Source organism: Variovorax terrae (genome assembly GCF_022809125.1).
Classification (GTDB): Bacteria; Pseudomonadota; Gammaproteobacteria; order Burkholderiales; family Burkholderiaceae_C; genus Variovorax_A; species Variovorax_A terrae.
Map to the genome: position 1 here is coordinate 901491 of NZ_JALGBI010000001.1, position 24986 is coordinate 926476.

28 protein-coding genes are annotated in these 24986 nt (G+C 71.0%); 13 read left to right on the top strand and 15 right to left on the bottom strand.

Annotation, left to right across the window (positions count from 1 at the left end; translation table 11 throughout):
* Positions 1 to 36 precede the first annotated feature (36 nt).
* Positions 37 to 1320 carry a c-type cytochrome gene (locus MMF98_RS04195; RefSeq protein ID WP_243304631.1) on the bottom strand — a complete coding sequence of 428 codons (1284 nt, stop codon included), beginning with the start codon at positions 1318 to 1320 and terminating at the stop codon, positions 37 to 39.
* The gene (locus tag MMF98_RS04200) at positions 1317 to 2057 is read right to left on the bottom strand and encodes a c-type cytochrome (RefSeq protein ID WP_423837611.1); all 741 of its coding nucleotides are present in this window, start codon (positions 2055 to 2057) and stop codon (positions 1317 to 1319) included. Before MMF98_RS04200 ends, MMF98_RS04195 begins: the two co-directional genes overlap by 4 nt.
* Before the next feature lie 111 nt (positions 2058 to 2168).
* Between MMF98_RS04200 and MMF98_RS04205 the strand changes: the two genes are divergently transcribed.
* Entirely contained in the window at positions 2169 to 3581 is a 1413-nt protein-coding gene (locus tag MMF98_RS04205; protein WP_243304636.1) for an aminotransferase-like domain-containing protein, read from the top strand.
* A 6-nt stretch (positions 3582 to 3587) separates the two neighbouring features.
* On the opposite strand, the gene MMF98_RS04210 is transcribed toward MMF98_RS04205, so the two are convergent.
* Positions 3588 to 3899 carry a 2Fe-2S iron-sulfur cluster-binding protein gene (locus MMF98_RS04210; RefSeq protein WP_243304637.1) on the bottom strand — a complete coding sequence of 104 codons (312 nt, stop codon included), beginning with the start codon at positions 3897 to 3899 and terminating at the stop codon, positions 3588 to 3590.
* A 318-nt stretch (positions 3900 to 4217) separates the two neighbouring features.
* On the opposite strand from MMF98_RS04210, the gene MMF98_RS04215 reads away from it, so the two are divergent.
* The 3 genes from MMF98_RS04215 to MMF98_RS04225 all read left to right on the top strand — a co-directional run bounded on the left by MMF98_RS04215 (position 4218) and on the right by MMF98_RS04225 (position 7302).
* Positions 4218 to 5402: an MFS transporter gene (locus MMF98_RS04215; RefSeq protein WP_243304638.1), complete on the top strand. Its 1185-nt coding sequence runs from the start codon at positions 4218 to 4220 to the stop codon at positions 5400 to 5402.
* A gap of 227 nt (positions 5403 to 5629) precedes the next feature.
* On the top strand, positions 5630 to 6148 hold the full coding sequence (locus tag MMF98_RS04220) for a GNAT family N-acetyltransferase (protein ID WP_243304641.1): 519 nt from the start codon (positions 5630 to 5632) through the stop codon (positions 6146 to 6148).
* Between the two features lie 14 nt (positions 6149 to 6162).
* A complete protein-coding gene (locus MMF98_RS04225; protein ID WP_243304642.1) occupies positions 6163 to 7302 on the top strand; it encodes a N5-glutamine methyltransferase family protein in 1140 nt (379 codons plus the stop codon).
* Between the two features lie 33 nt (positions 7303 to 7335).
* On the opposite strand, the gene MMF98_RS04230 is transcribed toward MMF98_RS04225, so the two are convergent.
* The 3 genes from MMF98_RS04230 to MMF98_RS04240 form a co-directional block, all read right to left on the bottom strand.
* A complete protein-coding gene (locus tag MMF98_RS04230; RefSeq protein WP_243304644.1) occupies positions 7336 to 8106 on the bottom strand; it encodes an SDR family oxidoreductase in 771 nt (256 codons plus the stop codon).
* Between the two features lie 82 nt (positions 8107 to 8188).
* Positions 8189 to 8581, bottom strand: coding sequence for a cupredoxin domain-containing protein (locus MMF98_RS04235; RefSeq protein WP_243304645.1), 393 nt, complete (start codon positions 8579 to 8581; stop codon positions 8189 to 8191).
* The gene (locus MMF98_RS04240; RefSeq protein ID WP_243304647.1) at positions 8578 to 9474 is read right to left on the bottom strand and encodes a metallophosphoesterase family protein; all 897 of its coding nucleotides are present in this window, start codon (positions 9472 to 9474) and stop codon (positions 8578 to 8580) included. The genes MMF98_RS04235 and MMF98_RS04240 overlap by 4 nt, the downstream gene beginning before the upstream one ends.
* 155 nt (positions 9475 to 9629) lie before the next feature.
* Here MMF98_RS04240 and MMF98_RS04245 point away from each other — a divergent pair, with 155 nt between their 5' ends.
* Both MMF98_RS04245 and MMF98_RS04250 read left to right on the top strand, forming a co-directional pair.
* Entirely contained in the window at positions 9630 to 10223 is a 594-nt protein-coding gene (locus tag MMF98_RS04245; RefSeq protein WP_243304648.1) for a sigma-70 family RNA polymerase sigma factor, read from the top strand.
* Positions 10180 to 10953, top strand: a complete 774-nt coding sequence (locus MMF98_RS04250; protein WP_243304649.1) for an anti-sigma factor family protein — start codon at positions 10180 to 10182, stop codon at positions 10951 to 10953. The genes MMF98_RS04245 and MMF98_RS04250 overlap by 44 nt, the downstream gene beginning before the upstream one ends.
* A 6-nt stretch (positions 10954 to 10959) precedes the next feature.
* On the opposite strand, the gene MMF98_RS04255 is transcribed toward MMF98_RS04250, so the two are convergent.
* Entirely contained in the window at positions 10960 to 12591 is a 1632-nt protein-coding gene (locus tag MMF98_RS04255) for a Na+/H+ antiporter (RefSeq protein ID WP_243304651.1), read from the bottom strand.
* A 206-nt stretch (positions 12592 to 12797) separates the two neighbouring features.
* Entirely contained in the window at positions 12798 to 13259 is a 462-nt protein-coding gene (locus MMF98_RS04260) for a hypothetical protein (protein ID WP_243304652.1), read from the bottom strand.
* A 314-nt stretch (positions 13260 to 13573) separates the two neighbouring features.
* Here MMF98_RS04260 and MMF98_RS04265 point away from each other — a divergent pair, with 314 nt between their 5' ends.
* Both MMF98_RS04265 and gshA read left to right on the top strand, forming a co-directional pair.
* On the top strand, positions 13574 to 14485 hold the full coding sequence (locus tag MMF98_RS04265; RefSeq protein WP_243304654.1) for an aminotransferase class IV: 912 nt from the start codon (positions 13574 to 13576) through the stop codon (positions 14483 to 14485).
* A gap of 86 nt (positions 14486 to 14571) precedes the next feature.
* A complete protein-coding gene (gshA, locus tag MMF98_RS04270; protein WP_243304656.1) occupies positions 14572 to 16122 on the top strand; it encodes a glutamate--cysteine ligase in 1551 nt (516 codons plus the stop codon).
* Positions 16123 to 16246: 124 nt separating this feature from the next.
* Here gshA and MMF98_RS04275 read toward each other — a convergent pair whose 3' ends face one another.
* The 6 genes from MMF98_RS04275 to MMF98_RS04300 all read right to left on the bottom strand — a co-directional run bounded on the left by MMF98_RS04275 (position 16247) and on the right by MMF98_RS04300 (position 19693).
* Positions 16247 to 16489, bottom strand: a complete 243-nt coding sequence (locus MMF98_RS04275) for a hypothetical protein (RefSeq protein ID WP_243304658.1) — start codon at positions 16487 to 16489, stop codon at positions 16247 to 16249.
* 8 nt (positions 16490 to 16497) lie between these two features.
* Entirely contained in the window at positions 16498 to 17133 is a 636-nt protein-coding gene (locus tag MMF98_RS04280) for a DUF938 domain-containing protein (protein WP_243304661.1), read from the bottom strand.
* 91 nt (positions 17134 to 17224) lie between these two features.
* Positions 17225 to 17368, bottom strand: a complete 144-nt coding sequence (locus MMF98_RS04285; RefSeq protein WP_243304663.1) for a hypothetical protein — start codon at positions 17366 to 17368, stop codon at positions 17225 to 17227.
* Positions 17369 to 17484: 116 nt separating this feature from the next.
* Positions 17485 to 17955, bottom strand: coding sequence for an SRPBCC family protein (locus MMF98_RS04290; RefSeq protein WP_243304665.1), 471 nt, complete (start codon positions 17953 to 17955; stop codon positions 17485 to 17487).
* A gap of 103 nt (positions 17956 to 18058) precedes the next feature.
* Complete coding sequence (locus tag MMF98_RS04295; protein ID WP_243304667.1) at positions 18059 to 19222, bottom strand: dipeptidase; 1164 nt, start codon at positions 19220 to 19222, stop codon at positions 18059 to 18061.
* Between the two features lie 126 nt (positions 19223 to 19348).
* Positions 19349 to 19693 carry a hypothetical protein gene (locus MMF98_RS04300; RefSeq protein WP_243304669.1) on the bottom strand — a complete coding sequence of 115 codons (345 nt, stop codon included), beginning with the start codon at positions 19691 to 19693 and terminating at the stop codon, positions 19349 to 19351.
* 169 nt (positions 19694 to 19862) lie between these two features.
* Here MMF98_RS04300 and MMF98_RS04305 point away from each other — a divergent pair, with 169 nt between their 5' ends.
* From MMF98_RS04305 to MMF98_RS04325, 5 genes are all read left to right on the top strand, one after another.
* Positions 19863 to 20807 carry an alpha/beta hydrolase gene (locus MMF98_RS04305; RefSeq protein ID WP_243304671.1) on the top strand — a complete coding sequence of 315 codons (945 nt, stop codon included), beginning with the start codon at positions 19863 to 19865 and terminating at the stop codon, positions 20805 to 20807.
* 154 nt (positions 20808 to 20961) lie between these two features.
* Positions 20962 to 21636: an alpha/beta hydrolase gene (locus MMF98_RS04310; RefSeq protein ID WP_243304673.1), complete on the top strand. Its 675-nt coding sequence runs from the start codon at positions 20962 to 20964 to the stop codon at positions 21634 to 21636.
* 40 nt (positions 21637 to 21676) lie between these two features.
* Positions 21677 to 22603 (top strand): ribosome biogenesis GTPase YlqF, encoded by a 927-nt coding sequence (gene ylqF / locus MMF98_RS04315; protein ID WP_243304675.1) that lies wholly within the window; start codon positions 21677 to 21679, stop codon positions 22601 to 22603.
* Between the two features lie 86 nt (positions 22604 to 22689).
* Positions 22690 to 23091 carry an RcnB family protein gene (locus MMF98_RS04320; protein ID WP_243304676.1) on the top strand — a complete coding sequence of 134 codons (402 nt, stop codon included), beginning with the start codon at positions 22690 to 22692 and terminating at the stop codon, positions 23089 to 23091.
* A gap of 190 nt (positions 23092 to 23281) precedes the next feature.
* Complete coding sequence (locus MMF98_RS04325) at positions 23282 to 24424, top strand: aminotransferase class V-fold PLP-dependent enzyme (RefSeq protein ID WP_243304678.1); 1143 nt, start codon at positions 23282 to 23284, stop codon at positions 24422 to 24424.
* Between the two features lie 22 nt (positions 24425 to 24446).
* Here the strand turns inward: MMF98_RS04325 and trxC are convergent, their stop codons facing one another.
* Positions 24447 to 24890: a thioredoxin TrxC gene (trxC, locus tag MMF98_RS04330; RefSeq protein WP_243304680.1), complete on the bottom strand. Its 444-nt coding sequence runs from the start codon at positions 24888 to 24890 to the stop codon at positions 24447 to 24449.
* Positions 24891 to 24986: the final 96 nt, after the last annotated feature.

Below are 24986 nucleotides of genomic sequence, written 5' to 3' on the forward strand. Positions count from 1 at the left end.
GTACCGCAGCGCGGCCAGAGCCTCCCTTGCTTCTTTCTACTGGCGCGAGGTGGTCCGGTAGCGGTTCACCTGCAGCTCCGTCACCTCGGGTGCACGGTTGCCCCAGGCGTTGCGCACATGGGTCAGCACGGCCGCCAAGTCGGCATCGGACAGCACCAGCGCGTAGGGCGGCATGCCGTAGGGCCGGGGGTTGCCCGCGGTGGCGGGCGCGAAGCCGCCGTTGAGCACGATCTGCACCAGGTTGGCGGGCGGGTCCAGCGTGATGGCGCGGTTGCCGGCCAGCGCCGGGTAGGCGCCGGGCACGCCTTGCCCGGTGTCGCCGTGGCACTGCACGCAATGCTGCTCGTAGAGCTTGGCGCCGCGCGTGGCCACGCGCGCCGGGGGCGGGGCGCTGCGCGGCGCCGGTTCGGCCGGCGTGGGCGGCAGGCTCTTGAGGAAGGCCGCCATGGCGCCAAGGTCGCCGTCCGACAGGTACTGCGTGCTGCGCAGCACCACTTCGGCCATCGGGCCGATGGTGGAGCCGCGCGGCGACACGCCGGTCTTGAGCAGGCTCACGATGTGCGGCGTGTCCCAGCCGGCCAGGCCGGCTTCGGTGTCGGAGGTGAGCGAGGGCGCGTACCAGTTCTGCATCGGGATCAGGCCGCCGGCCAGGTCGAGCCGGTCGTCGGTGGCGCCGAGCACGTTGCGCGCCGTGTGGCAGGCTGCGCAGTGGCCCAGCCCGCGCACCAGGTAGGCGCCGCGGTTCCATTCGGCCGATTGCGCGGTGTCGGTCTCGTAGACGCCGGGGCTGAAGTACAGCGCGCGCCACACCGCCAGTGCGGGCTGCGTGCTGAAGGGCCAGCGCAGCGCATGCGGCGTGTTGGGCCGCGCCGTGGCGGGCAGGCTGCGCAGGTAGGCGTAGAGCGCATCCGAGTCGGCGCGCGTGACCTGGGTGTAGTTGGGGTAGGGGAAGGCGGGGTAGAGCAGCCGGCCGTCGGCCGCGCGGCCGTTGTGCATGGCGCGCCAGAAATGGTCGGGCGTCCAGCGGCCGAGGCCAGTGGCCTCGTCGGGCGTGAGGTTGCTCGAGTACACGGTGCCGAACGGCGTGTCGATGCCCAGGCCGCCCGCGTAGGGCGTGCCGCCGCGCGTGGTGTGGCAGGTCATGCAGTTGCCCGCGCGCGCCAGGTAGGCGCCGCGCGCCACCTGCTCGGCCGAGGCAGCCGGCGGCGGGCCGGCCGCGATGGCGGTTTCGTCGCGCAGGTTGAGGCGCCACACCAGCGCGGCAGCGCCGACGGCCAGCACGGCCACGCCGGCCAGCAGCAGGGCGGGGAGCTTTTTCATGGCTGCTTCCTCGAGGGCAGCGCCGCGCTGCCGCAGGCCACCGGCAGCGGCGCGGGCAGCGCGGCGGCCGGGTGCGTGACGGCGGGCAGCGGCTGCGCGGCGAGCCAGCTGGAGACGGCGGCCACCTCGTCGGTGCCGAGCTGGTCGGCAATCTGCGCCATGCAGTCGGGCGCATGCGACTGGCGCTGGCGGGTCTTCCAGGCGCCGAGCTGGGCGTTGATGTAGTCGCGCGGCAGGCCCAGCAGGCCGGGGATGTTGGGCGTCACGCCGGTCAGTGCCTGGCCGTGGCACTGCACGCAGGCCGGGATGCGGCGCGCCGGGTCGCCCTGCTGCACCAGCGCCTGCCCGCGCCGCAGCACGTCAGGCGGCGCAGCGGGCGGCAGCGGCGGCGGGTAGGGCACGTCGAGCGAGGAGAAATACTGGGCGATCTCCAGCAGGTAGTCGTCCGAGAGCAGGTCCACCATGCCGGTCATGAGGCCGTAGTGGCGCCGCCCGTCGCGGAAGTTGAGAAGCTGGTTGTAGAGGTAGCCCGCCGGCTTGCCGGCCAGGCGCGGGTAGAAGCCATCGGGCGCGGCGCGGCCCTCTTTGCCGTGGCAGGCCGTGCAGGCCATGGCGCGCTGGGCGATGCTGTCTTCAAAAGTGGGGGCGGCCTGGGCCGCGAAGGCGCTGGCCAGGGCCAGCGCCGCCAGCAGGCGCGCACCGGCGCCTGCGAGGGGGGAGGAAACGGTCTTCACGATGCCTGGGATGATGCCCCATCCAGGCCAGGGGTGTAAGCATCAGATGAGGATGAAAAAACCATATCAGATGCAAAATGCTCAGAAATAGCGATATCAGTTGAGCGCCGCGGCATGAAACGTTACGAACAGCTGGCCGATCTGCTGGCCACCGACATCCGCACCGGCCGGCTGGCCCCGGGCACGCGGCTGCCGTCGATCCGCACCCTCACCGCGCAGCACGACATCAGCCCCTCCACCGCCTTCCAGGCCTACTACCGGCTCGAAGAAAAGGGCCTGGTGCGCGCCAGGGAGCGCTCCGGCTACTACGTGGCGGGCACCGGCATGCGGCCGCTGGCCGAGCCCGAGCGCGGCGGGCGCACCCAGGTGTCGGCGCGGGTGGACATCAGCGAGCTGGTGTTCTCGGTGCTGGGCGCCGCGCAGGACCCGGCCATCGTGCCGCTGGGCTCGGCCTTTCCCTCGTCCGGGCTGTTTCCGCTGCCGCGGCTGGCCCGCTCGCTGGCCGCCGCGGCGCGCACCCTGAGCCCGCAGGACAGCACGGCCGACCTGCCGCAGGGCAGCGCCAGCCTGCGCCAGCAGATCGCGCTGCGCTACCTCGGCATGGGCCTGCCGCAGCCAGCGCAGGAGCTGGTGGTGACCAGCGGCGCGCTGGAGGCGCTCAACCTGTGCCTGGCCGCCGTGGCGCAGCCGGGCGACCTGATCGCCATCGAGTCGCCGGGCTTCTACGCCGCGCTGCAGGCGCTGGAGCGGCTGAAGATGCGGGCGCTCGAAATCCCGGTGCACCCGCGCGACGGGCTCGACCTGGCCGCGCTGGCCGAGGCGCTCAAGCGCCACCCGGTCAAGGCCTGCTGGTTCATGACCTCGTTCCAGAACCCGATGGGCGCGAGCATGGACGAGGCCAAGAAGCAGGAACTGGTGGCGCTGCTAGCGCGCCACGAGATTCCGCTGATCGAGGACGACGTCTACGGCGAGCTGTACTTCGGCAGCCGCTGCCCGCTGCCGGCCAAGGCCTTCGACCGGCGCGGGCTGGTGATGCACTGCAGCTCGTTCAGCAAGACGCTGGCGCCGGGCTACCGCATCGGCTGGGTCTCGCCGGGCCGCTTCGGCCAGCGCATCGAGCGGCTCAAGCTCATGACCACGCTGTCGGCCAGCGTGCCGGCCCAGGCGGCGCTGGCCGACTACCTGCAGCACGGCGGCTACGACAAGCACCTGCGCCGCCTGCGCCACCTGCTCGAAGGCCAGCAGGCGCAGATGCTGCAGGCCATCGCGCGGCACCTGCCGCCCGGGGTGCGCGTGTCGCGCCCGCCCGGCGGCTACTTCCTGTGGGTGGCGTTCGAGCCGGGCTTCGACACCCTGGCCCTGCACCAGGCGGCGCTGGAGCAGGGCATCAGCCTGGCGCCGGGGCCGATCTTCTCGGCGCGGCGCGACTACCGCCACTGCATCCGGCTGAACTACGGGCACCCCTGGAGCGAGGCGCTGGAAGGCGCGCTGCAGACGCTGGGCGCGTTGGCGCGGCGCCAGCGGTAGCGCCTGCTAGCCCTGATCCCACGTCAGCAGCACCACGTCCGACAGCGGATACGCCACGCAAGGCAGGATGTAGTTTTCGGCCTTTTCCTCGGCGCTCAGGCCGGGCCACTCGATGCGGTAGGCCACCTGCCCGCGGGCGCGGCACAGGCAGGTACGGCAGGTGCCGTTGCGGCACGAGCTGCGCAGCACCACGCCGGCCTGCAGCGCGGACTGCAGCAGCGGCTGGCCGGCCGGCGCGTCGAAGCGCTCGCCCTCGGGCTCGGTCCGGGCGCTGAACACCAGGCCGGCGGCAGAGGGGGGCGAGGCGGTCTCGGGCATGGGGCCATTTTGCCGGACAGGCGGGTCCGGCCGATGCGCAAGGCCTTCCTCCCGGGGGTGGCGGTTCCTGGGAAGCGCAAAGTTCGGCATACTCGTGCTTCGAATGCGTTTTCACGCAGCCTCGGCCACAAGCGGACGCTCGAAAGCAACTCAGGAGATCAGGGCCACCACAGAGCCTGGTTTCACTGACGGCTTCGACTGCCTTCAACAAGCTCGGATGGCCGAACTTCCGCGACGGCAGCTGGTGGCGCATCGCCCCGTGCGACAGGTTCGCAGGGCCGATGCGCCAGATCCGTCCTCGTTGTGGAAGACCTTGAAATGAACGCATCCCGCGCAGGCCCGCGCCTGACGACCCTCATCTTCCTGTCGGCCATCGCCGCGCTGCCGGTCAACATGTTCACGCCGTCGCTGCCTCACATCGCGCAGGCCTTTGGCGCCGACTTTGCGCTCGTGAACCTGTCGGTGGCCGGCTTTGCCGTCGTCGCGGCCCTCACCCAGCTGGTCGCCGGCCCGTTGTCCGACAGGTACGGGCGGCGCCCGGTGGTGCTGGCGGCCGTGGCGCTGTTCACCGTGGCGTCGGTCGGCTGCGCGCTCGCGCCCAGCATCGGCGTCTTTCTCCTGTTCCGCCTGATGCAGGCGGTGATCGCGACGGGGTATTCGGTCTCGCTGGCGATCATCAGGGAGTCCTCGGGCGAGCGCGAAGCCGCCAGCAAAATGGGCTACGTGGCTTCCTCGTGGGCGATCGCGCCCATGGCCGGCCCGGCGTTCGGCGGCCTGCTGGACCAGGTGTTCGGCTGGCGCGCGAACTTCGTCGCCTTCGCCATCCTGGGGGCGGCCGTGCTGGCCCTGGCCGCGGCCGATCTGAAGGCGCCGCCGAAGAGCGCCGCCCGGCCGTTGGCGAGCTACCTGCGGGGCTATGGCGATCTTCTGGGCTCGGCGCGATTTGGGGCCTACGTGCTTTGCATGGCGTTCTCGATCGGAACGCTGTACATCTTCCTGGGCGCCGCGGCCTCGGCCGCCGGCCCTTCGCTCGAAGGCTCGAGCGCCCGGCTCGGCCTGCTCATGGGCATGGTCCCGGCCGGGTTCATCGTGGGCAGCCGCCTGGCAAGCCGCTACGCCGCCCGCTACCCCTTGAGCACGACGGTGCTCGCCGGTCGGCTGCTGACCTGCGCCGGCCTGCTGGCGGGCCTGCTGCTGTCCCTGTGCGGGGCCACGCATGTCTTCGCGTTCTTCGGGCCGTGCGTGTTCATCGGACTGGGCAATGGCTTGACCATGCCGGGCGCCAATGCGGGCGCGCTGTCGGTGCGCCCCGATCTGGCCGGCACCGCCGCCGGGCTGGCCGCGTCGCTCACGCTGGCGGGAGGCGCCCTGGTCGCTTCGGCCTCAGGCTTGTTTCTGACCGAGGCCAGCGGCACCCAGGCGCTGCTTTGCGTGATGCTCGCGTCGGCCACCCTGGGCCTGGCGGCGGCACTCTACGCGGTCTGGCTTGACCGGCGCTCCTGATCGGCCGGGGAGGGCATGAAACAGCCTTCCGGGGGCGGTTTGACAATGAAAACAGGCCGATGTCCAGGTGCTGCGGTCATAGTTTGCTATCAAAAGTGTAGCGTTTGACCGGGCTGCCCCAACCCCGGCCGGGCGCCGCCGGGCGCGCTCGCGGTTTGCGGTGACAATCCTGCACCCGGGAACCGCTGTTCCCCGTCACGACTCCTACTTCTATTCCTGATTCCGCCATGTCCAGTTACCAGGTTCGACCTGCCACCCTGCGCGATGCCAAGGCCGTCGCCGAGATCCACGCCAGCGCCTCGCGCGCCGCCTACCAGGGCCTCGTGCCCGACGAACACCTGGGCACGGTGCCGCCCGAGAAACGCCTGGCCTACTGGCGCGAAGCCATCGAGTACAGCGAGCCGCAGGTGCATGTGGCGCTGGACGGCGACCAGATCGTTGGCTTCGTCGGCTTCGACCGCTCGCGCGACGCGAAATCCAAGCCCACCACCGGCGAAATCTGGGCCATCTACGCGCTGTCCTCGCACTGGGACAAGGGCGTGGGCCTGGCGCTGTGGGATGCCGCGCGCGAAGGGCTGCTGGAAGAAGGCTGCACCCAGGTCACGGTGTGGGTGCCGCTGCGCAACGAGCGCGCGCTGCGCTTTCACGAACTCGCCGGCTTCAAGCGCGAACTCAACACCGCGCAGACCGTCACCATGGGCTCGGTGAAGCTGGAAGAGATCCGGCTCAAGCGCGCCCTGAGCTGAGCCGCCACACGCCCATGAGCGAGCCGGCCCCGGCCCTGCACTGGACGCACGAGGGGCAGGCCCGCTCGGCCCGCTGGCATTCGGAGAGCCGCGCCGCGCCGCCCCGGCGCGTGGTGGAGGCCCTGGACAACAGCTTCAGCGCCGATGCCGCCTACCGCCTCGCTTGCGAGGGCACGGCGCTGCTGTGGTGCGGCGATTTCCAGAACGCGCGCCAGCTCCTGCAGGCGCTGGCGCGGCGCGTCGAGCGCCGGCCGCGCAAGGCGCCCGCGCCCGCCGCCTCGCCGGCCGAGGCCTTTCACCTGCATCGCCAGGCGCAGGCGCAGCGCGCCCGCGTGCTGGCCATGCTCTTGATCCCGCTGCAGGCCGACTACGGCATCGCGCTGCGCCGCGCGCCCGATGTGCGGGCGGCCTGCACCGAGGCCTACGGCCCGGCCGGAGCCGAGGGCTTCGTGGTTTCGCTGCGCGAACTGCTGGGGCTGGTCGGCGCGCACGAGTGGCGCAAGAAGGGCGTGGAGATCGCCGCCCTGGGCGCGCGCATCCATCCGCACTACGGCGTGTTCTCGCCGGTGCGCGGCGAATACGTGCAGCTCGTGGCCGATGCGCCGCTGCCGTCGCAGGCGCTGGCGTTCGACATCGGTGTCGGCACCGGCGTGCTGTCGGCCGTGCTGGCGCGCCGCGGCGTGCAGCGCGTGCTGGCCACCGACCAGGACCCGCGCGCGCTGGCCTGCGCGCGCGAGAACCTGGCGCGGCTGGGCCTGGGCGAGCGCGTGCAGGTGCTGGAGGCCGACCTGTTTCCCGAAGGGCGCGCGCCGCTGGTCGTCTGCAACCCGCCCTGGGTGCCGGCACGGCCGAGCTCGCCGATCGAGCATGCGGTGTACGACGAGGGCAGCCGCATGCTGCGCGGCTTCCTCGGCGGCTTGGCGGCGCACCTGGCGCCGGGCGGCGAGGGCTGGCTGATCCTGTCGGACCTGGCCGAGCACCTGGGCCTGCGCACGCGCGACGAGCTGTTGGGCTGGATCGAGGCCGCCGGCCTCACGGTGAAAGGCCGGCTCGACGCGCGGCCGCAGCACCCCAAGGCGGCCGATGCCAGCGACCCGCTGCATGCGGCGCGCGCGGCCGAAGTCACCTCGCTGTGGCGGCTGGCGGCGCGTTGATCCGGCTCGCCTTCACACCATGCGCCGCGTGAATCAGCGCGCGTGCGTCACGCCGCCGTCCACCACCAGCGTCGAGCCCACCACGTAGTCGCCCGCGCGCGAGGCCAGGTAGATCGCGGCGCCGGCCATGTCCTCGTCGGTGCCGATGCGCCGGGCCGGGATGCGCGCGGAGATTTCGTCGCCGTGGTCGCGCGCGTCCTTGTTCATGTCGGAGGCGAAGGCGCCGGGCGCGATGGCGCTGACCACGATGTTGTCCTGCACCAGCCGCAGCGCCATGCGCCGCGTGAGGTGGATCAGGCCGGCCTTGCTGGCGGCGTAGGAATAGGTCTCCTGCGGGTTGACCGACACGCCGTCGATCGACGCGATGTTGATCACCTTGGCCGGGCGCTGCGCGGCGGCTTTGCGCAGCGGCTCGTGCAGCGTCTGCGTGAGGAAGAACGGCGCCTTGAGGTTCAGGTCCACCACCTTGTCCCAGCCGCCTTCGGGAAACTCGTCGAACGGCGCGCCCCAGGCCGCGCCCGCGTTGTTGACCAGGATGTCGAGCGAGCCCTCGTGCTGCGCGTAGGCCGCGGCCAGTGCGCGGGCGCCGTCCAGCGTGGACACGTCGATCGGCAGCGAGACGCAGGGGCCGATGGCCGACAGCTCGCGCGCCGTCTGGTCGCAGGCGGCGGCCTTGCGCGCCGTGATGTAGACGCGCGCGCCCTGGGCCAGAAAGCCCGCCGCGATCATGCGGCCGATGCCGCGCGAGCCGCCGGTGACGAGCGCGGTGCGGCCCTTGAGGGAAAAGAGGTCAGAGGTGTTCATGGCAAAGGTCTCCTGTGTCAGCCATGAAGCGTAGCCGCGCCGCCGGCCGGCGTGCGTCACCTTGGCGCCAGCACGGCCTTCCTCAGGCCTCCACCACGAGGCTGCCGTTCATGGTCTCGTGGCCCGAGCCGCAGAACACGTCGCACAGGAACACGAACTCGCCGGCCTTGTCGGGCTGCAGCCGCAGCGTCTGGGTCGTGCCCGGCACGATGTCCTGGCGCACCTTGAAGTCCGGCACGCTGAAGCCCATCGGCACGTCCTCGGTGGTGAGCTCCAGCTGCACCGGCTCGCCGAGCTTCAGCCGCACCGTGCCGGGGGTGAACACGAAGCGCCGGGCGCTGATGCGGATCACGCGCACGGGCGCCTGGGCCAGCGCATCGCCGGCGAGGGCGCCCGCCGCGGCCAGGCCCGCGAGGCCCGCCAGGCGGGCGCAGAACTGCCGCCGGCCGGCGGCGGGTGCGAGGGGCGGCCTCATCCGCGCACCACGGGCAGTTCGGTGAGCGCGAGCGCCGGCGTGGCGGCCCGCGCCTGGATGCCGCGGAATCCCAGGCCCTCGTAGGGATGTTCGGGATTCCAGGGCAGCGGCAGGCGCCGCGGCGCCGAGAGCGGCGCCGGCAGCGGGAAGATCAGCGAGCGCGCCGCATGGTGGGCGATGTGCCCGGTCATGTGGTGGTGCTCCTGGTGGATGTGGCCGTAGAACACGGTCACGTCGGCAAAGGGCATGAGCAGCGCCACCGCCTGCTCGCCGTCGCGCGTGGCCCAGTCCCACTGCGGCGCCAGGTCGAACAGCGGGCGGTGCGTGAGCACCACCAGGCGCGTGTCGCGCGGCAGCGTGGCCAGGTGCCCGCGCAGCCATTGCAGCTGCTCGTCGCCCAGGCGGGCCGCGGGGTCGGACACGTTGTCCAGCACGATGAAGTGCAGGCCCTTGTGGTCGAAGGTGTAGTGCGTCGGGCCGAAGAACTCCTGGAAGGCCTTGCCGTGGTCGAGCGAGGCGTCGTGCTCGCCGGGCAGGAAGTGCCTCTCCTGCACCTTGAGCCCCGACACGATGTCGCGGAACTGCGCCATGCGCTCGCGCCGCTCGCGCGGGTCGTCCGTGGTGTGGGTCAGGTCGCCGGTGAAGACGATGAAGTCCGGCGGCACGCTCAAGGCATTGACGGCCGCCACCGCCTTGGGCAGGGTGCCGCGCGCGTCGGGGTTGGGCGGCCCCTCGAAGCCCCAGTGGCTGTCGGACAGCTGCACGAAGAAGAAATCCTCGGCGCCAGCGGCTGCCGGGGTGGCGCAGCCGTAGAGGCCGGAAGCGAACACCGCGCCGCCGCCGAGGCTGGCCAGGGCGAGAAACTCGCGTCGGTCCAGGGTGGGTCGTGTCATATCGGGCTCCTTGAAGGGGGAAGGGGCGATGTCGACGACCGTCCGTCTCGCCCTGGAGGTATAACCGGCGAAGGGCGGCGAATATTCCCGGCGCCGCGCCAAAAAGATTCGGGCCCTCCCGGGAATAGAACCGGGGTTCCGTGCGTCTACCACCCGTGAATCGCCCCACCGACACCGCCCGGTTCGAAGCCGTTGCGCTGCCGCACCTGCCGGCCGCCTACAACCTGGCGCGCTGGCTGTGCCGCAACGAGCAGGACAGCCATGACCTGGTGCAGGAGTCGGTGCTGCGCGCGTTCCGCTTCTTCGACTCGTTTCGCGGCGACAACGCCCGCGCCTGGCTGCTGGCCATCGTGCGCAACACCTTCTATACGATCCAGCGCGAGGCCCGCCCGCATGCCGCCGACCTCGGCTTCGACGAGGAGCTGCACGACCCGTCGGCAACGCTGTTCGCCGACGAGGGGCTGGACCTGAACCCCGAGGCGCTATTGGCGCGCAAGGACCTGCGCGAGCGCGTCAACGAGGCGCTGCGGCAACTGCCCTGCGCCTTTCGCGAAGTGGTCGTGCTCAAGGAGATCGAGGGACTGTCCTACAAGGAGATCGCCGCCATTGCCGGCATTCCCCTGGGCACCGTGATGTCGCGGCTGGCGCGCGGGCGCAAGCTGCTGGCGGCATCGCTGGGGCCGGGGTCCACAGGAGCAACAAGCGATGCCATGCCACGACATCCAGGCGCTGCTGAACGCCTACATTGACGACGAGCTCGACCCGCAGGGCACGGCCGCCGTGGCCGACCACCTGGCGGGCTGCGACGGCTGCCGGCGCGTGTTCGCGCAGGCGCAGGCGCTGCGCGACGCCGTGCGCGCCCAGGGCCTGCGCCACGCGCTGCCGCCGGCGCTGCAGCGCCGCGTACGCGCGGCCGTGCGCGACGAGGGCCGGCGGCGCAGCGCCTGGGCGCGCGCGCCCTGGGCCTGGATCAACCTGGGCGCCGCGCTGGCGAGCCTGATGGCGCTGGCGGTCACGCTCACGCTCTACCTGGGCGCGCCGTCGCCGGCGCAGCGCCTGGGCGACGAGGTGGTGGCAAGCCATGTGCGCTCGCTGATGGTGAGCCACCTGACGGACGTGCCCTCGACCGACCAGCACACCGTCAAGCCCTGGTTCAACGGCAAGCTCGATTTCTCGCCGCCCGTGGCCGACCTGGCGGCGCAGGACTTCACGCTGGTCGGCGGCCGGCTGGACTACCTCGCGCTGGCGCAGCGCCCGGTGGCCGTGCTGGTCTACCGGCGCCGCGAGCATGTGGTCAATCTCTACGTCTGGCCCGACGCCTCGGGCCGCGAGACGCCGCCTGATGCCGCCAGCCAGCAGGGCTTCCAGCAGGTGCGCTGGGCCCACGGCGGCATGCGCTACTGGGCCGTGAGCGATCTCAACGCCACCGAGCTGGCGCAGTTCCAGCGCCTGTTCGCCGCCGCCACGCACCCGGGCTGAGCCGCTTCAGCGGTAGCGCGACTCCACCAGGTCGATCTCGCGCACCAGCTTGCGCGAGGTCTCGTCGGAGATCCGCGCATGGCGCGCCAGATGGAAGACGGCCTCGCGCTCGGCCTGCAGGCCGGCCAGGCGCAGCGCGCTCTCGATCCGCTCGGCCTTGCGCAGCTGCTCGGCGCTCTCGCTGGAGGCGCCGCCGTCGAGCCGGCGCTGGTACAGCGCGATCACACGCGCGGCGGCCTGGCTGTGCAGGTCGGCCTCGGCAGTGTCGCGCAGCAGCTCGCGCTGCGCCCGCTCGATCGCGGCGATCGCCGCCGTGGCCGCCTCGCGGCGGGCGCGGTCTTCCTCTTGCCGTTCGGCCGGCTCCTCGGGCAGCTTGAGTCCGCGCAGCAGCCGCGGCAGGCCGAGGTTGGCCATCACCAGCGACAGCAGGATCACCGCCGTGGCCAGGAACACCGCGAGGTCGCGCGCGGGAAACGGCGCGCCGTCGGGCATCGCCAGCGGCAGGGTCATGACGCCGGCCATGGTGATCGCGCCGCGCACGCCGGCCAGCGAGGTGGCCAGGATCAGCCGCCAGTGCGGCCGGGTCAGCGGCTCGCCGCGCCGGCGCGCCCTGAACAGCGTGAGGCGCAGCGCCACCGCCACCCAGACGAAGCGCAGCAGCGTCAGACCCAGGCTGATCGCCAGCGCATAGACCGCGAGCCAGCCCGGATTGAGGTGGCCGCTCTGCTCGACCGATTCGGCCGCGCCGCGCAGCAGGCTGGGCAGCTGCTCGCCCAGCAGCACGAACATGATGCCGTTGAGCGAGAACTGCACCGTGTTCCAGACCGCCGTGCGCTGCACCCGGGTGGTGGCGAGCGCGCGGCCGGTCAGCTCGACGTAGCTCATCGTGATGCCGGCCGCCACGGCGGCCAGGATGCCCGAGGCCTGCAGGCGCTCGGCCAGTAGGTAGGCACCGAACGGAATCAGCAGGCTGATCAGGATCGGCGAGCCGCTTTCTTCGCCGAAATGCTGCGACAGCCAGCGCTGCGCGAAGCTCACGGCCAGCGTCACGCCGACGCCCAGGCCCAGGCCGGCCAGCGCCACCCAGAGGAAGGTCAGCGAGGCCGAGGCCAGCGAGAAGCCGCCGGTCAGCGCCGCCGCCACCGCGAAGCGAAAGCACACCAGGCCCGAGGCGTCGTTGAGCAGCGATTCGCCTTCGAGGATGTGCATCAGCCGCTTGGGGATCGGCACCCGCGCCGTGATCGAGGACACCGCCACCGGGTCGGTCGGAGACACGATGGCCGCCAGCGCGAAGGCCACCGGCAGCGGCATCGCCGGGATCAGCCAGTGGATCAGGTAGCCCGCGCCGATCACGGTGAACAGCACCAGGCCCAGCGCGAGCTGCAGGATCACGCCCTTGTCGTGGAACAGCCCGTCCTTGGGCATGCGCCAGCCGTCAAGGAACAGCAGCGGCGGCAGGAACACCAGGAAGAAGAACTCCGGGTCCAGCGTGACGCCGTGGTTGAACACCCCGGCGATCACCGCGCCGAGCACGATCTGCACGAGAGGCAGCGGCAGCGAGAGCGGAATGATGCGCACCAGGTAGCCGCTGGCCACCACCGCCAGCAGCATTGCCAACACCACGCCTACCGAGTCCATGCCTGTCTTCCCCCGTGTTCCTTGGTGATCGAATCCGCGGTGTGGCCCGCCGTGGGAGGCCTCAGAACGCCGCGCGCCCCGCCATTGTCACTTTGTCCGCTGGGCCGGCGGGCAGAACGGCCGGGGCCGACGGCGGCAACCGCGCCGCCGTCCGGGCGCAAAAAAGCCCGCCGCAGCGGGCTTGGCGGGCGGATGCCGTGGCCCCGTCAGGGCTTGGTTTCGGCGCGTGCGGCGCCCTGGGCGTCGGTGGTGCCGGTGGGCTTGCCGGCCGGCAGTTTCTCGCCGATCTTCTCGCCCGTGTGGCGCACCGCGCCGGCGGCGCGCTCGGCGGCGTTCTCGGTGGCCGTGGCGGCGCGCTTGGCGGTGGACTTGACGCTGTTCATCACGCCGCCGCTGGACGAGCCGGACGAGGTGCTGGCGCTGCTGGCACCGGCTTCGGTGCTGGCGGCCGGTGCGGGGCTCGGCGCGCTCTTCTTCTTGGCGTGCTTTTTCTTGTGCTTGGGCTTGGGTTTCGTGGCCGTGGTGCTGGTGCCGGCGTTCATGCTGCTCGATGCCTCGGTGCCGGCGGGTGCCGCGGGCGTCTGCGCATGGGCGGGCAGGGCATAGGACGCTGCCGTCACGGCCAGGATGGCCGACCAGGCACGGAGAATGGAGACCGTTTTGTTCATCAAAGTCACTCCTTTGAACCGTTGGACTTTGCATTGTGAACCCATTCGGCGCGTCCGGTGCCATCCCGCCGCGGCCGGCTGCGCAAAATGGATGCGCAGCGACAGGCCGTGCCGGTTTTGTCCTACACGTCGTCGGCTGGCAAGGCGGCTGTTTCGCAGGCCGCCGCCGGGCTCCGGCGAGGCGGGGCAGGCCTCTCGGGAGAAAAAATGCATGAAAACAGCCCGATGTCCAGGTGCAGCGGTCATTGTCTGCTATCAAAAATGAAGCGACCGGCGGCGCGCCGCCGCGTGCGGTGCCGGGGCATACTCCGGCCATGACGACCCCGCCCGATTTCTCCCAAGGCGCCGCCTTCGTGCGCGGCCGCTATGTGCCGATCGCCGAGGCTGCGATCCCGATCACCGACTGGGGCTTCCTGCGCTCCGATGCCACCTACGACGTGGTGACGGTGTGGGACGGCGCGTTCTTCCGCCTCGACGCGCACCTGGAGCGCTTTGGGCGAAGCTGCGAGCGCTTCCGGCTGGACCCGGGCCTGACGCCCGCGCAGATCACCGCCATCCTGGCCCGATGCGTGCGCCTGGCGGGGCTGCGCAGCGCCTATGTGGAGATGCTCTGCACGCGCGGCCAGCCGCCCTGGGGCTCGCGCGACCCGCGCCAGGCTGTCAACCAGTTCTATGCCTTCGCCGTGCCCTATGTGTGGATCGCCAACGAGGAGCAGCGCCGGCGCGGGCTCCACGTGGTGGTGAGCGAGGTGCAGCGCATCCCCGCGCAGAGCGTGGACCCGACGGCCAAGAACTACCACTGGAACGACCTCACCATGGGCCTGCTGGGCGCGCTCGACGCCGGCGGCGACACCGTGCTGCTGACCGACGGCGCCGGCCACGTGGTGGAGGGGCCGGGCTTCAACGTGTTCTGCGTCAACGCACAGGGCGTGCTGGTGACGCCGAAGGAGGGCGTGCTCGAAGGCATCACGCGGCGCACGGTGCTCGAGATGGCCCAGGCGCAGGGGCTGGCGGTGGAGCTGCGGGCCCTGCCGGCGCACGAGCTGCGCGGCGCGCGCGAGGCCTTCCTGTCCAGCTCGGGCGGCGGCGTGCTGCCCGTGACGCGCGTGGACGGCCGGCCCGTGGGCGGCGGCGAACCCGGCCCGGTGACGCGGCAATTGATGCAGACCTACTGGGACTGGCACAAACTGCCGCAGTTCTGCACGCCTGTGAAAGGCGATGCTTGAGGTCCCAAGGCTTTTGCCGGGGCCGCCGGCAGGCCGGGCCGACCCGTGGTACTTTCTGCCTCCTTAGACATTCAAGAACCATCGTCATGACCAGTTTGCATGAGGGGCTGAGCGCGCTGTCGCCCGAGAGACTCCAGGGCATGCGCCGCGGCATCGAGAAGGAGAGCCTGCGCGCACTGCCCGGAGGCGGCCTCGCGCTCACGCCGCACCCGGCGGCGCTGGGCTCGGCGCTCACCCACCCGCACATCACCACCGACTACAGCGAATCGCAGCTCGAGCTGATCACCGGCGTGCACGCGGGCGTGCAGGCCTGCCTGGACGAGCTCACGCAGGTGCACCAGTTCACCTACCGCGCGCTGGACGCCGTGGGCGACGAGATGCTGTGGGTCTCCAGCATGCCCTGCGGCCTGCCGCCCGACGAAACCATCCCGATCGGGCGCTACGGCTCTTCCAACGTGGGCCGCGCCAAGAGCGTCTACCGCATGGGCCTGGCGCACCGCTACGGCCGGCGCATGCAGACCATCTCGGGCATCCACTACAACTGGTCGCTGCCGGGCGTGAGCAGCGAGCAGTACTTCGCGCTGATCCGCAACTTCCGCCGCCATGCGTTCCTGCTGCTGTACCTGTTCGGCGCCTCGCCCGCGCTGTGCTCGAGCTTCGTGGCGGGCCGCCCGCACGAGCTGCAGCCGCTGGGCGAGGGCACCATGCACATGCCCCACGGCACCTCGCTGCGCATGGGGCGCCTGGGCTACCAGAGCGACGCGCAGGCCTCGCTGGCGGTGAGCTACAACAGCCTCGAAGGCTATGCCGCCTCGTTGCACGAGGCGCTGACGCGGCCCTGGCCGGCCTACGAGGCCGTGGGCATCCGCAACCCCGGCGGCGACTACAACCAGCTCGCCACCAGCCTGCTGCAGATCGAGAACGAGTTCTACGGCACGATTCGCCCCAAGCGCGTGATCTTCCCCGGCGAGCGCCCGCTGCACGCGCTGCGCGAGCGCGGCGTGGAGTACGTGGAGGTGCGCCTGATGGACCTCGACCCGTTCGTGCCGGTGGGCATCACGGCGCAGACCATGCATTTCCTCGACGTGTTCCTGCTGCACTGCCTGCTGGCCGACAGCCCGCCCGACACGCCGGCCGAGATCGCCGAGCTCAAGCACAACCAGCACCACACGGCCGCGCGCGGGCGCGAGCCGGGCCTGCCCCTGCTGCGCGGCGGGCGCGAGGTGCTGCTGACCGACTGGGGCCACGAGGTGCTGGCCCAGTGCGCGCCCCTGGCCGCCGCGCTCGACGCGGCGCAGGGCGGCAACGCCCACGGCGAGGCGGTGCGCGCCGCCGAGGCGGCACTGCGCGATGCCGCCAGCCTGCCATCGGCGCGCGTGCTGGCCGCGATGGCGCGCGACCACGGCGATTCGTTCATCGCCTTCACGCGTGCGCAGTCGGAGCAGACGCGGCGCACGCTGCTGACGCTGCCCTTCAGTGCCGAGCAGCAGGCGAGCCACGAGGCGCTGTCGCGCCAGTCCATTGCCGACCAGAAGGCCATCGAGGCGGCAGACACCCTGCCGTTCGAGCAGTACCGCCAGCAGTACGTCTCGGCAGACCGCCTGGGCGCGCCGCAGCGCAAGCCTGCGCTGGCCTGAAGTTTCACTTCAGTTCTTCATGGGTGCGGGCCCAGTCCAGGGCCACCGCGGAACCGGCTTGGCCGGGCCGCTGGTGGCACCCCCTTGAGGCGGACGCGCCGCAGGCGCTTCGGGGGGGTGTGGTTCAGCCCCGCGGCGGCTTGCGCCGGCGCAGCGCCCATTGCACGACGAACGCGCCGCCCAGCACCAGCGCGAACCAACCCACCAGGGCCGAGCCGCCCACGATGGCCTGCATGTCGGGCGAGGGAATGAAGATGGGCGCGAGCAGCACCACGAGGCCGATGACCATGCACAGGATGCCCTTGAACAGCAGGTCGTTGTTGGGCTTGGCGCCGGGCGGGCCGCGGCGTGGGGAGGTGGAGGGCATGCGTTGGATCAGGAGACGGGTTGAACGGGGGGTGAAGCGCCCTGGCGTTTGAAGGCCAGCAGCAGATTATGGGCCGGCATCTGAAAGCGTGATGCCAGCGGCAGGCCGGCCAGCGCCGCCTGCCGGGCCACCTCGTCGAGTCGGCGCAAGCCCCAGGCCGGGTTGCGCTCGCGCAGGCTCCGGTCAAAGGCTAGGTTGCCGGGCGAGGTCGGCACGCCCTCCTGCAGATAGGGGCCGTAGAGGATCAGCTGGCCGCGCGGCGCGAGATGGCGCGCCGCGCCCTGCATCAGCGCGGCGCAGGTGGCCCAGGGGGCGATGTGCAGCAGGTTGGCGCAGTAGATCGCATCGAACGGCCCATCGAAGGCCGGCCAGGTGGGCGCCATCACATCCAGCCGCTGCGGCGCGCGCACGTTGGGCACAGGGGCCTCGGCGCACCAGGCGGCGATGGACGGCAATACGCCGGCGTCCGCGTCGGTGGGCTGCCAGTTCCAACCGGGCAGGGCTGCCGCGAACCAGGCCACATGCTGGCCCGTGCCGCTGGCGATCTCCAGCGCCCGCCCGTGGGCGGGCAGCAACTCGCGCAGCACCTCGAGGATGGGCTGGCGGTTGCGTTCGGCCGCGGGGCTGTGCTGGGCGCCGGACATCGTGTTTTTGAAGGAAAAACGGGCGAAGGTCCGCGCCGGGTGGTGATAGTTTGCTATTGAAAGAATAGCGCCCTGCGGCCGGGGCCGCTGGCTACTTGTTCTTGAGCTTGCCGCGCGGCAGCACCGCGGTGATCGGCGGGGTGGGCCGGTCCGACGGGCTGGAGGGCTTGGGGGGTGAAGTGTCCTTCTTGGGCTTCTTCACCATCTTGTTGCTGCGTTGTTCGCCTTTGGCCATAAGCCCTCCAGAATCGGTCCCGGAATGGGGCCAGAACGGGAATGGTACGGCACAAACGTACGGCCCCAGCGAGTGAGCGCGAGGGGCGGGCGCGAGGCCCGCCGCCGCAGCCGGCGTCAGGCCTCGCCGCCGAAGCGCTTGACCAGGTTGGCGATGTACTTGTCCACGAGTTTCTCGAACTCGCCCTCGACCACGGGCGCCACCACCATCTTCATCAGGCCGGGCAGCGGCACGTCCACCGTGCCCTCGATCTTGAGCACGAGGCCGGTGGACTTCTTGTTGTCGGTGATCTTCCAGCTGCCGCCCACCAGCGCGTTGCCCACGCCCTTGACCGGCGTCCACTTCACGGTGCCCTTGGCCTTGTCGCTCGCGTACTTGCTGGCGTAGATGGTCTGGATGTTCACCTGCGCGGTGCCCACCTTCTCCATCTCCCACTTGTAGACGCCGTCGCCCATGTCGGTGAGCTTCTCCACCTTGGGGAAGTGGCTGACCGAGGCGGGCACGTCCGACAGCACTGCGAACACATCGGCCGCCTTGGCCTTGACCTCGAATTCGTAGCCCAGATCGATATTGACGGTGATGGCCATGAAAGTCTCCTCGTGTTGTGGGTGAAGAAAGGGGAATGGTTCATTCTGCCACTCGCGCCGCGCCGCGCCGCGCCGCGCCGGCCCGGCGCGGCTTCGGGTGACGTCAGCCGGCCGGCAGCTGCGCCAGCAGGAAGCGCCGCACGTTGCCGCCCATGATGTCGGCCACCTCGGCCTCGCTGAAGCCGGCCTGCAGCAGGCCCTCGGTGATCAGCACCAGGCCCGTGGTGTCGAAGGCCGTGTGCGTGGCGCCGTCGAAGTCCGAGCCCAGCGCCACATGCGCCACGCCCGCGACGGTGGCCACGTGGCGGATGGCCTTGACGATGGCGGCCGCATCGAGCCCGCAGACCGCGCCGTCGAAGTAGCCGATGCCGATCAGGCCGCCGTTGGCGGCGATGGCCTTGATGTGCGCGTCGCTCAGGTTGCGCGGCCCCGGGCAGGTGGCCTGTACGCCGGAGTGCGACACGACCACCGGGCGCTGCGCCATGGCCAGCACGTCGTCGATCACCCGGGGCGAGGCGTGGGCCAGATCCACCAGCATGCGGCGCTCTTCCATGCGCCGCACCACCTGGCGGCCCAGCGGCGTGAGGCCGCCTTTGTCGAGCCCGTGGGCCGAGCCGCCGATCTCGTTGTCGAAGAAGTGCGTGAGCCCGGCCAGGCGAAAGCCCGCGTCGTAGAGCCGGTCCACGTTCTCCAGCTTGCCTTCCAGGGGGTGCAGGCCCTCGGTGGAGAGCAGGGCCGCGAGCCGTCCGGCGGGGGCCGCCGGGTCGTTCAGCACCGCGGCCAGGTCGGCCTGTGTGCGCACGATGCGCAGCCGGCCGCCGCTGGCCTCGGCCACGCGGTGCAGCTTCTCGCTCTGGTACAGCGCGCGTTCCAGCAGGCTGTCCCAGGTGCGCGGCGGCCAGCGCTCGGCGATGGCCAGCAGGGTGATGTTGTCGGTGTCGGCCGCATTGCGATCGAAGTTCAGGCCGCGCGGCGTCTTGGTGACCGTGGAGAACACCTGCAGGCCGACGCGCCCTTCCTGCAGGCGCGGCAGATCCACGTGGCCGTAGTCGGCGCGCGTGAGCAGGTCGCGCGACCACAGCAGCGTGTCGTCGTGCAGGTCGGCGATGAAGAGGCGCTCATGCAGCGCGCGGGCGCGCTGGCTGGCGTGGTAAGGCGGCTGCAGCGCCACGCCGTTCATGCGGCGGTCCACCACCGTGGGGACGCTGAAGAACACGGCCAGCCCGAGCACGAGCAGGGCCGGCACGGCGATCAGGAGTTTGCGCATGATTTCGCGTGTCACTGGAGAACAAAGCGTGCAGCATAGCAAGCGGCACGTGGCGCGTGCCGCGCTCGCCGGTGCAAGCGGCCGGCTCGATAAAGTGCCCGGTGCGTCACCGGGCGGTCAGGCTGCTCAGGCGGTCTTGCGCAGGCCGGCCTGGGCGAAGGCCGAGGCGCGCTCGGCGGCGATCTTCGCCGCGCCCACCAGGGTGTCCACCACGGTTTCGGCGCCGTCGGCCGACAGGGCCAGGCCCCGGGCGTAGTAGCCGCTGAAGACCTGCTGCGCATGGGCCGCGTTCTTGCGCACTTCGGGGGTGAGCTGGGGGCTGGACTCCTTGAGCGCGCGCTTCCAGCGCTGCTCCAGGGCGTCGGCCAGGCGCTCGCCGCCGTGGCGGTAGGCGGTGATGACCTGATGGGCCGTGCTGCCGAAGGTGTCGATCAGCTGGGTGGCGGCGGCGGAGAGGTTTTGCGGGTTCATGGCGGAGGCTCCAGAAGAGGGGATGGGCCAATTTTCGGGCTTCGCCCTAGGGCACGCGCCCTAATGGAGGCGAAAAGGGGGCGAAAACCGTAGAGGCGCCTGCCTAAGTGGCTGCGCCGGCAGCGGCCACTACACTGGCGGCCACCGATCAACGATGGAGGCGTTTTTCATGCTGCATCCCCAGGCCCAGGCATTGCTCGACTTCATGCAGGACAACCGCGTGTCACCCACGCACACGCTGCCGCCCGGGGAGGCGCGCCGGCTCTACCGGGAGCGCCGCTCGGTTGTTCAGCCGCCGCCGCCCGAGGTGGCGGAGGCCCGGTCCCTGGAGGCGAACGTGCAGGGCCGGACGATCGGCCTGCGGCTGTACCGGCCGCTGGGTAGCGCGGCGGCCGAGGCGCTGCCGGTGCTGGTCTACTACCACGGCGGCGGCTGGGTGATCGGCGATCTCGACACGCACGACACGCTGTGCCGCGAGCTGGCCAATGGCTCGGGCTGCGCCGTGGTGGCGGTGGACTACCGCCTCGGGCCGGAGCACCGGTTCCCGGCGGCGGTCGACGACGCCCTCGGGGCCCTGCGCTGGGTCCATGAGCACGCCGGCGAGCTGGCCCTCGATGGCCGGCGCATGGCCGTGGGCGGCGACAGCGCGGGCGGCAACCTGGCCGCGGTGATGGCGATCGCCGCGCGCGACCTGCAGGGGCCGCCGCTGCGGTTCCAGCTGCTCATCTATCCCGCCACCGACATGCGCCGCAGCGCAGCCTCGCACCAGGCGCTGGGGCAGGGCTACCTGCTCACGAGCGACACCATGCGCTATTTCCACGACCACTACATCGACGATCCAGCGCACGATCTGGACTGGCGCGCCTCGCCCCTGCTGCACGGCAACCTGGGCGGCCTGCCGCCGGCCTTCGTGATCACCGCCGGCTACGACCCCTTGCGCGACGAGGGGCTGCAGTATGCGCAGCGGCTGTCCGCCGCGGGCGGCCGCGCGGCGCAGGTGTGCTTCGAGCGGCAGATCCATGGCTTCATCGTCATGGGCCGGCTGATCGACGAGGCGAACGTCGCCGTGCAGTTGTGCGCGGCGCAGCTGCGGCAGGCCCTGGCCGCCGATTGAGCGGGGCTCGGCGGCCTCGGCGCCGGGCCGTTCCTCTTTTTCAGAGAGAAATCGCACCGAGGTCCTTGTCGGGCGGCGAAAGTTTGCTATTGAAAATGTAGCAACCCATCCGCGTTACCATCCAGGGCCGCCATCCTCCCCGCCCCAAGCCGCCATGTCCTTCGCCCCTCTTGAGATCGAAACCGGTGCCGAGCCGCGCGCCAGCATCGTGCTGATGCATGGCCTGGGCGCCGATGGCAACGACTTCGTGCCCATCGCGCATGAACTCGATCTGGCCAGCGTGGGGCCGGTGCGCTTCGTGTTTCCCAACGCGCCCGTGATGCCGGTGACCGTCAACGGCGGCTACCCGATGCCAGCGTGGTACGACATCCTCGGCGCCGACCTCACCGCCCGTGAGGACGAGCCGGGCCTGCGCCGGTCGCAGGCTGCCATCGAGGCGCTGCTGGCGCGCGAGAAGGCGCGCGGCATTCCCGCCAGCCGCATCGTGCTCGCGGGTTTCTCGCAGGGCTGCGCCATGGCGCTGATGACGGGGCTGCGCCACGCCGAGCGCCTCGCTGGCATCGCGGGCTTGTCGGGCTATCTGCCGCTGGCGAGCCAGACCGCGGCCGAGCAGCAGGCCGCCAACGTCGCCGCGCCGGTCTTCCTCGCGCACGGACGGCACGATGACGTGGTGCCCCTGGCCGCGGCCCGGGCCTCGCGCGATGCGCTGCTGGCGCTGGGCCATGCGGTGGCGTGGCACGAGTACGCGATGCCGCACTCGGTGTGCATGGAAGAGATCGCGGACCTGAACCGCTGGCTGCTGCAGGTGCTGGCGCCGGCTGGCCGCTAGCGCCTGTTTCCATTCCCCGACACAGAGAAAGAACGACACGATGGCCATCCAGTGGTTTCCGGGGCACATGAACGTCACGCGCAAGGCCATCAGCGAGCGCGTCAAGGAGATCGACGCGGTGATCGAGGTGCTGGACGCGCGCCTGCCCGGCTCCAGCGCCAACCCGCTGCTGGCCGAGCTGACCGGCCACAAGCCCGCGCTGAAAGTGCTCAACAAGCAGGACCTGGCCGACCCCGTGCGCACCGAAGCCTGGCTGGCCCACTACAACGCCCGGCCCGGCACGCGCGCCATCGGCCTGGAAGCGACCGAGGCCGCGCTGGCGCAGCGCCTGATCGCCGCCTGCCGCGAGCTGGCGCCCGGGCGCGGCGGCCTGGCCAAGCCCATGCGCGTGCTGATCTGCGGCATTCCCAACGTGGGCAAATCGACCCTGATCAACAGCCTCACCGGCAAGCGCCAGGCCAAGACCGGCGACGAGGCCGGCATCACCAAGCTGGAGCAGCGCATCACGCTGGCCGACGACTTCTACCTCTACGACACGCCCGGCATGCTGTGGCCGCGCATCATCGTGCCCGAGAGCGGCTACAAGCTCGCAGCCAGCGGCGCCATCGGCCGCAATGCCTTCAACGAGGAAGAGGTGGCGCTGGAACTGCTGGCCTACGTGCAGCTGCACTACGCCGGGCTCGTGGCGGCGCGCTTCAAGCTGCCGGCCGGTGTCGCCGCGCTGAAGGACGAGGAACTGCTCGAAGCCATCGGCCGTCAGCGCGGCGCCCTGCTCGGCAAGGGCCGCGTCAACCTGCAGAAGGCGGCCGAGATCGTGATGCACGAATTCCGCAGCGCCACGCTGGGGCGCATCACGCTCGAAACGCCGCAGGAATATGCGCAGTGGCTGGCGGCGGGGGAGGAGCTGGAGGCGCAGCGCAAGGCGAAGAAGGCCGCGCGGGCCGGCAAGCCAGCGGCCGGCGTGTAACGCCGGTGTAAAGGAGGCTCCCGCCTACAGGCGGCGATGAACAGGCAGAACCATAATGAATTCCGCCTTTCATCAAGGAGAGCTCCATGAAACGCAACAAAATTCTTGTCTCCGCATTGGCCATGATCCTGCTGGCCTCCAGCGGCTGGGCTGCCGCCCAGGGACGCGACGACCGCGGTGAGCGTGGTGATCGCGGCGACCGCGGTGACCGACAGGGCATGGAGCGGCAGCAATCGCGCCAACCGATGACGGGCTTCGAGAGGGCGGCCAATGAGGCGAACGCCCGCGGCGCCGGCCCGGACCACAACTTCCGCCGCGGCCAGCGCCTGCCGCCCGAGTTCCGCGGCCGGCAAAGCGTGGTGGACGACTGGCGCGGCCACCACCTGAGCCCGCCGCCTCGCGGCTACCAGTGGGTGCAGACCGGCGCTGACTACGTGCTGGTGGCGGTGGCCACGGGCATCATCGCGCAGATCCTGCTGGGCCAATAGTTCCAGTAGTTTCGATCGGCCGGAACGGGGCTGCGCCGTCCCGCGGTGGCGCGCCCGGCTTTCCATTCCTCGACATTCCGTGCGGGCTCCAGGCCGGCGCGGGGTTCGGGGCTGGTTGCCGCGTGGCGCCGGCATGCCATGCTAAGCTGGCCCGTTCGCTCTACACAAGACTGACATCGAGGAGTTGACCATGCCCGGCTTGCTGCCCCACATCGATCCCGACGGATTGCTCGAATTCTCGGTGGTCTACACCGACCGCTCACTCAACCACATGTCCAAGCGCTTCACCGGCGTGATGCAGGACATCCTGGCCACGCTCAAGCAGGTCTACCACGCGCACACCGCCGTGCTGGTGCCCGGCAGCGGCACCTTCGGCATGGAAGCCGTGGCGCGGCAGTTTGCCAACCAGCAGAAGGTGCTGATCGTGCGCAACGGCTGGTTCAGCTACCGCTGGAGCCAGATCTTCGACGCCGGCGGCCTGGGCGGCGGCGCCGTGGTCTGCAAGGCGCGCCGCACCGGCGAGGGCTCGCAGGCGCCGTGGCAGCCCGCGCCGGCCGGCGAGGTGGCCGCGGCCATCCGCGCCGAGAAGCCCAAGGTGGTGTTTGCGCCGCACGTGGAAACCGCCAGCGGCATCATCCTGCCCGACGGCTACCTGCGGACCGTGGCCGAGGCCGCGCACGAGGTGGGCGCGCTGTTCGTGCTCGACTGCGTGGCTTCGGGCGCGATGTGGGTGGACATGCAGGCCACCGGCGTGGACGTGCTCATCAGCGCGCCGCAAAAGGGCTGGAGCAGCTCGCCCTGCTGCGCCATGGTGATGCTCAGCGAGCGTGCACGCCAGGCCATCGAGGGCACCACGAGCAGCAGCTTCTCATGCGACCTCAAGAAGTGGATGCAGATCGCCGAAGGCTACGAAAAAGGCCAGCATGCCTACCACACCACCATGCCCACCGACGCGCTGGTGCGCCTGCGCGACGTGATGTTGGAGACGCGCGACTATGGTTTCGACAAGGTGCGCGCCGAGCAGATCGAGCTCGGCACCAAGGTGCGCGCGCTGCTGGAGTCGCGCGGCTTTCCCAGCGTGGCGGCCGACGGCTACAAGGCGCCCGGCGTGGTGGTGAGCTACACCACCGACCCCGGCATCCAGAACGGCAGGAAGTTCATCGAAGCCGGCCTGCAGACCGCCGCCGGCGTGCCCCTGCAATGCGACGAACCGGCCGATTTCCAGACCTTCCGCATCGGCCTCTTCGGGCTGGAGAAGTGGCACAGCGTGGACCGCATGGTGGACCATCTGGCGACGGCGCTGGACAAGGTGGCGCCTGCCGGCGCTCGCTGAGGCCGAGCCCCGCCGCCGGGCATCAGCGCGGCAGATGCCCCTGCACCCAGCGCACGATGTCGGCCGCGGTGCGCAGGGCGCCGGCCTGGCGCGCCACCTCGCGGCCGCCCACGAACAGGGCCAGGGTGGGAATGCTGCGGATGTTGAAGCGCGCCCCCAGGGCGGGCACGGCCTCGGTGTCCACCTTGGCCACGCGCACCTGGGGCTCCAGCGCGGCGGCGGCCTGCTCATAGGCGGGCGCCATCATGCGGCAGGGCCCGCACCAGGGCGCCCAGAAATCCACCAGCACAGGGATCTGGTTGCGCGCGATGTGCTTGTCGAAGGCCGCTTCGTCCAGCGCCACGGGATGCCCGGTGAACAGCGGCCGCTTGCATTGCCCGCAGTCGGGGGCGCTGCCCAGCTGATGGCCGAGCACCCGGTTGGTGGTGTGGCAATGCGGGCAGACGATGTGGAGTGAGTCGCTCATGGGCGGCAGATGGAGGCGCCTGCCGGGAAATACAAGAAGAACAAGAAGAGAGCCCACTCGCCGCGGCCGCATGATCCCGGCCCGGCGCAGGAAGGT

Excerpts from the sequence above, each read along its gene's own strand:
- MMF98_RS04235 (WP_243304645.1), bottom strand. The coding sequence starts at position 8,581 with ATGAGGCCGCCCCTCGCACCCGCCGCCGGCCGGCGGCAGTTCTGCGCC.
- ylqF (WP_243304675.1), top strand. The coding sequence starts at position 21,677 with ATGGCCATCCAGTGGTTTCCGGGGCACATGAACGTCACGCGCAAGGCC.
- MMF98_RS04220 (WP_243304641.1), top strand. The coding sequence starts at position 5,630 with ATGTCCAGTTACCAGGTTCGACCTGCCACCCTGCGCGATGCCAAGGCC.
- MMF98_RS04325 (WP_243304678.1), top strand. The coding sequence starts at position 23,282 with ATGCCCGGCTTGCTGCCCCACATCGATCCCGACGGATTGCTCGAATTC.
- MMF98_RS04300 (WP_243304669.1), bottom strand. The coding sequence starts at position 19,693 with ATGAACCCGCAAAACCTCTCCGCCGCCGCCACCCAGCTGATCGACACC.
- MMF98_RS04275 (WP_243304658.1), bottom strand. The coding sequence starts at position 16,489 with ATGCCCTCCACCTCCCCACGCCGCGGCCCGCCCGGCGCCAAGCCCAAC.
- MMF98_RS04320 (WP_243304676.1), top strand. The coding sequence starts at position 22,690 with ATGAAACGCAACAAAATTCTTGTCTCCGCATTGGCCATGATCCTGCTG.
- MMF98_RS04195 (WP_243304631.1), bottom strand. The coding sequence starts at position 1,320 with ATGAAAAAGCTCCCCGCCCTGCTGCTGGCCGGCGTGGCCGTGCTGGCC.
- MMF98_RS04250 (WP_243304649.1), top strand. The coding sequence starts at position 10,180 with ATGCCATGCCACGACATCCAGGCGCTGCTGAACGCCTACATTGACGAC.
- gshA (WP_243304656.1), top strand. The coding sequence starts at position 14,572 with ATGACCAGTTTGCATGAGGGGCTGAGCGCGCTGTCGCCCGAGAGACTC.
- MMF98_RS04310 (WP_243304673.1), top strand. The coding sequence starts at position 20,962 with ATGTCCTTCGCCCCTCTTGAGATCGAAACCGGTGCCGAGCCGCGCGCC.
- trxC (WP_243304680.1), bottom strand. The coding sequence starts at position 24,890 with ATGAGCGACTCACTCCACATCGTCTGCCCGCATTGCCACACCACCAAC.
- MMF98_RS04265 (WP_243304654.1), top strand. The coding sequence starts at position 13,574 with ATGACGACCCCGCCCGATTTCTCCCAAGGCGCCGCCTTCGTGCGCGGC.
- MMF98_RS04260 (WP_243304652.1), bottom strand. The coding sequence starts at position 13,259 with ATGAACAAAACGGTCTCCATTCTCCGTGCCTGGTCGGCCATCCTGGCC.
- MMF98_RS04280 (WP_243304661.1), bottom strand. The coding sequence starts at position 17,133 with ATGTCCGGCGCCCAGCACAGCCCCGCGGCCGAACGCAACCGCCAGCCC.
- MMF98_RS04255 (WP_243304651.1), bottom strand. The coding sequence starts at position 12,591 with ATGGACTCGGTAGGCGTGGTGTTGGCAATGCTGCTGGCGGTGGTGGCC.
- MMF98_RS04210 (WP_243304637.1), bottom strand. The coding sequence starts at position 3,899 with ATGCCCGAGACCGCCTCGCCCCCCTCTGCCGCCGGCCTGGTGTTCAGC.
- MMF98_RS04215 (WP_243304638.1), top strand. The coding sequence starts at position 4,218 with ATGAACGCATCCCGCGCAGGCCCGCGCCTGACGACCCTCATCTTCCTG.
- MMF98_RS04205 (WP_243304636.1), top strand. The coding sequence starts at position 2,169 with ATGAAACGTTACGAACAGCTGGCCGATCTGCTGGCCACCGACATCCGC.
- MMF98_RS04230 (WP_243304644.1), bottom strand. The coding sequence starts at position 8,106 with ATGAACACCTCTGACCTCTTTTCCCTCAAGGGCCGCACCGCGCTCGTC.
- MMF98_RS04240 (WP_243304647.1), bottom strand. The coding sequence starts at position 9,474 with ATGACACGACCCACCCTGGACCGACGCGAGTTTCTCGCCCTGGCCAGC.
- MMF98_RS04225 (WP_243304642.1), top strand. The coding sequence starts at position 6,163 with ATGAGCGAGCCGGCCCCGGCCCTGCACTGGACGCACGAGGGGCAGGCC.
- MMF98_RS04295 (WP_243304667.1), bottom strand. The coding sequence starts at position 19,222 with ATGCGCAAACTCCTGATCGCCGTGCCGGCCCTGCTCGTGCTCGGGCTG.
- MMF98_RS04285 (WP_243304663.1), bottom strand. The coding sequence starts at position 17,368 with ATGGCCAAAGGCGAACAACGCAGCAACAAGATGGTGAAGAAGCCCAAG.
- MMF98_RS04305 (WP_243304671.1), top strand. The coding sequence starts at position 19,863 with ATGCTGCATCCCCAGGCCCAGGCATTGCTCGACTTCATGCAGGACAAC.
- MMF98_RS04290 (WP_243304665.1), bottom strand. The coding sequence starts at position 17,955 with ATGGCCATCACCGTCAATATCGATCTGGGCTACGAATTCGAGGTCAAG.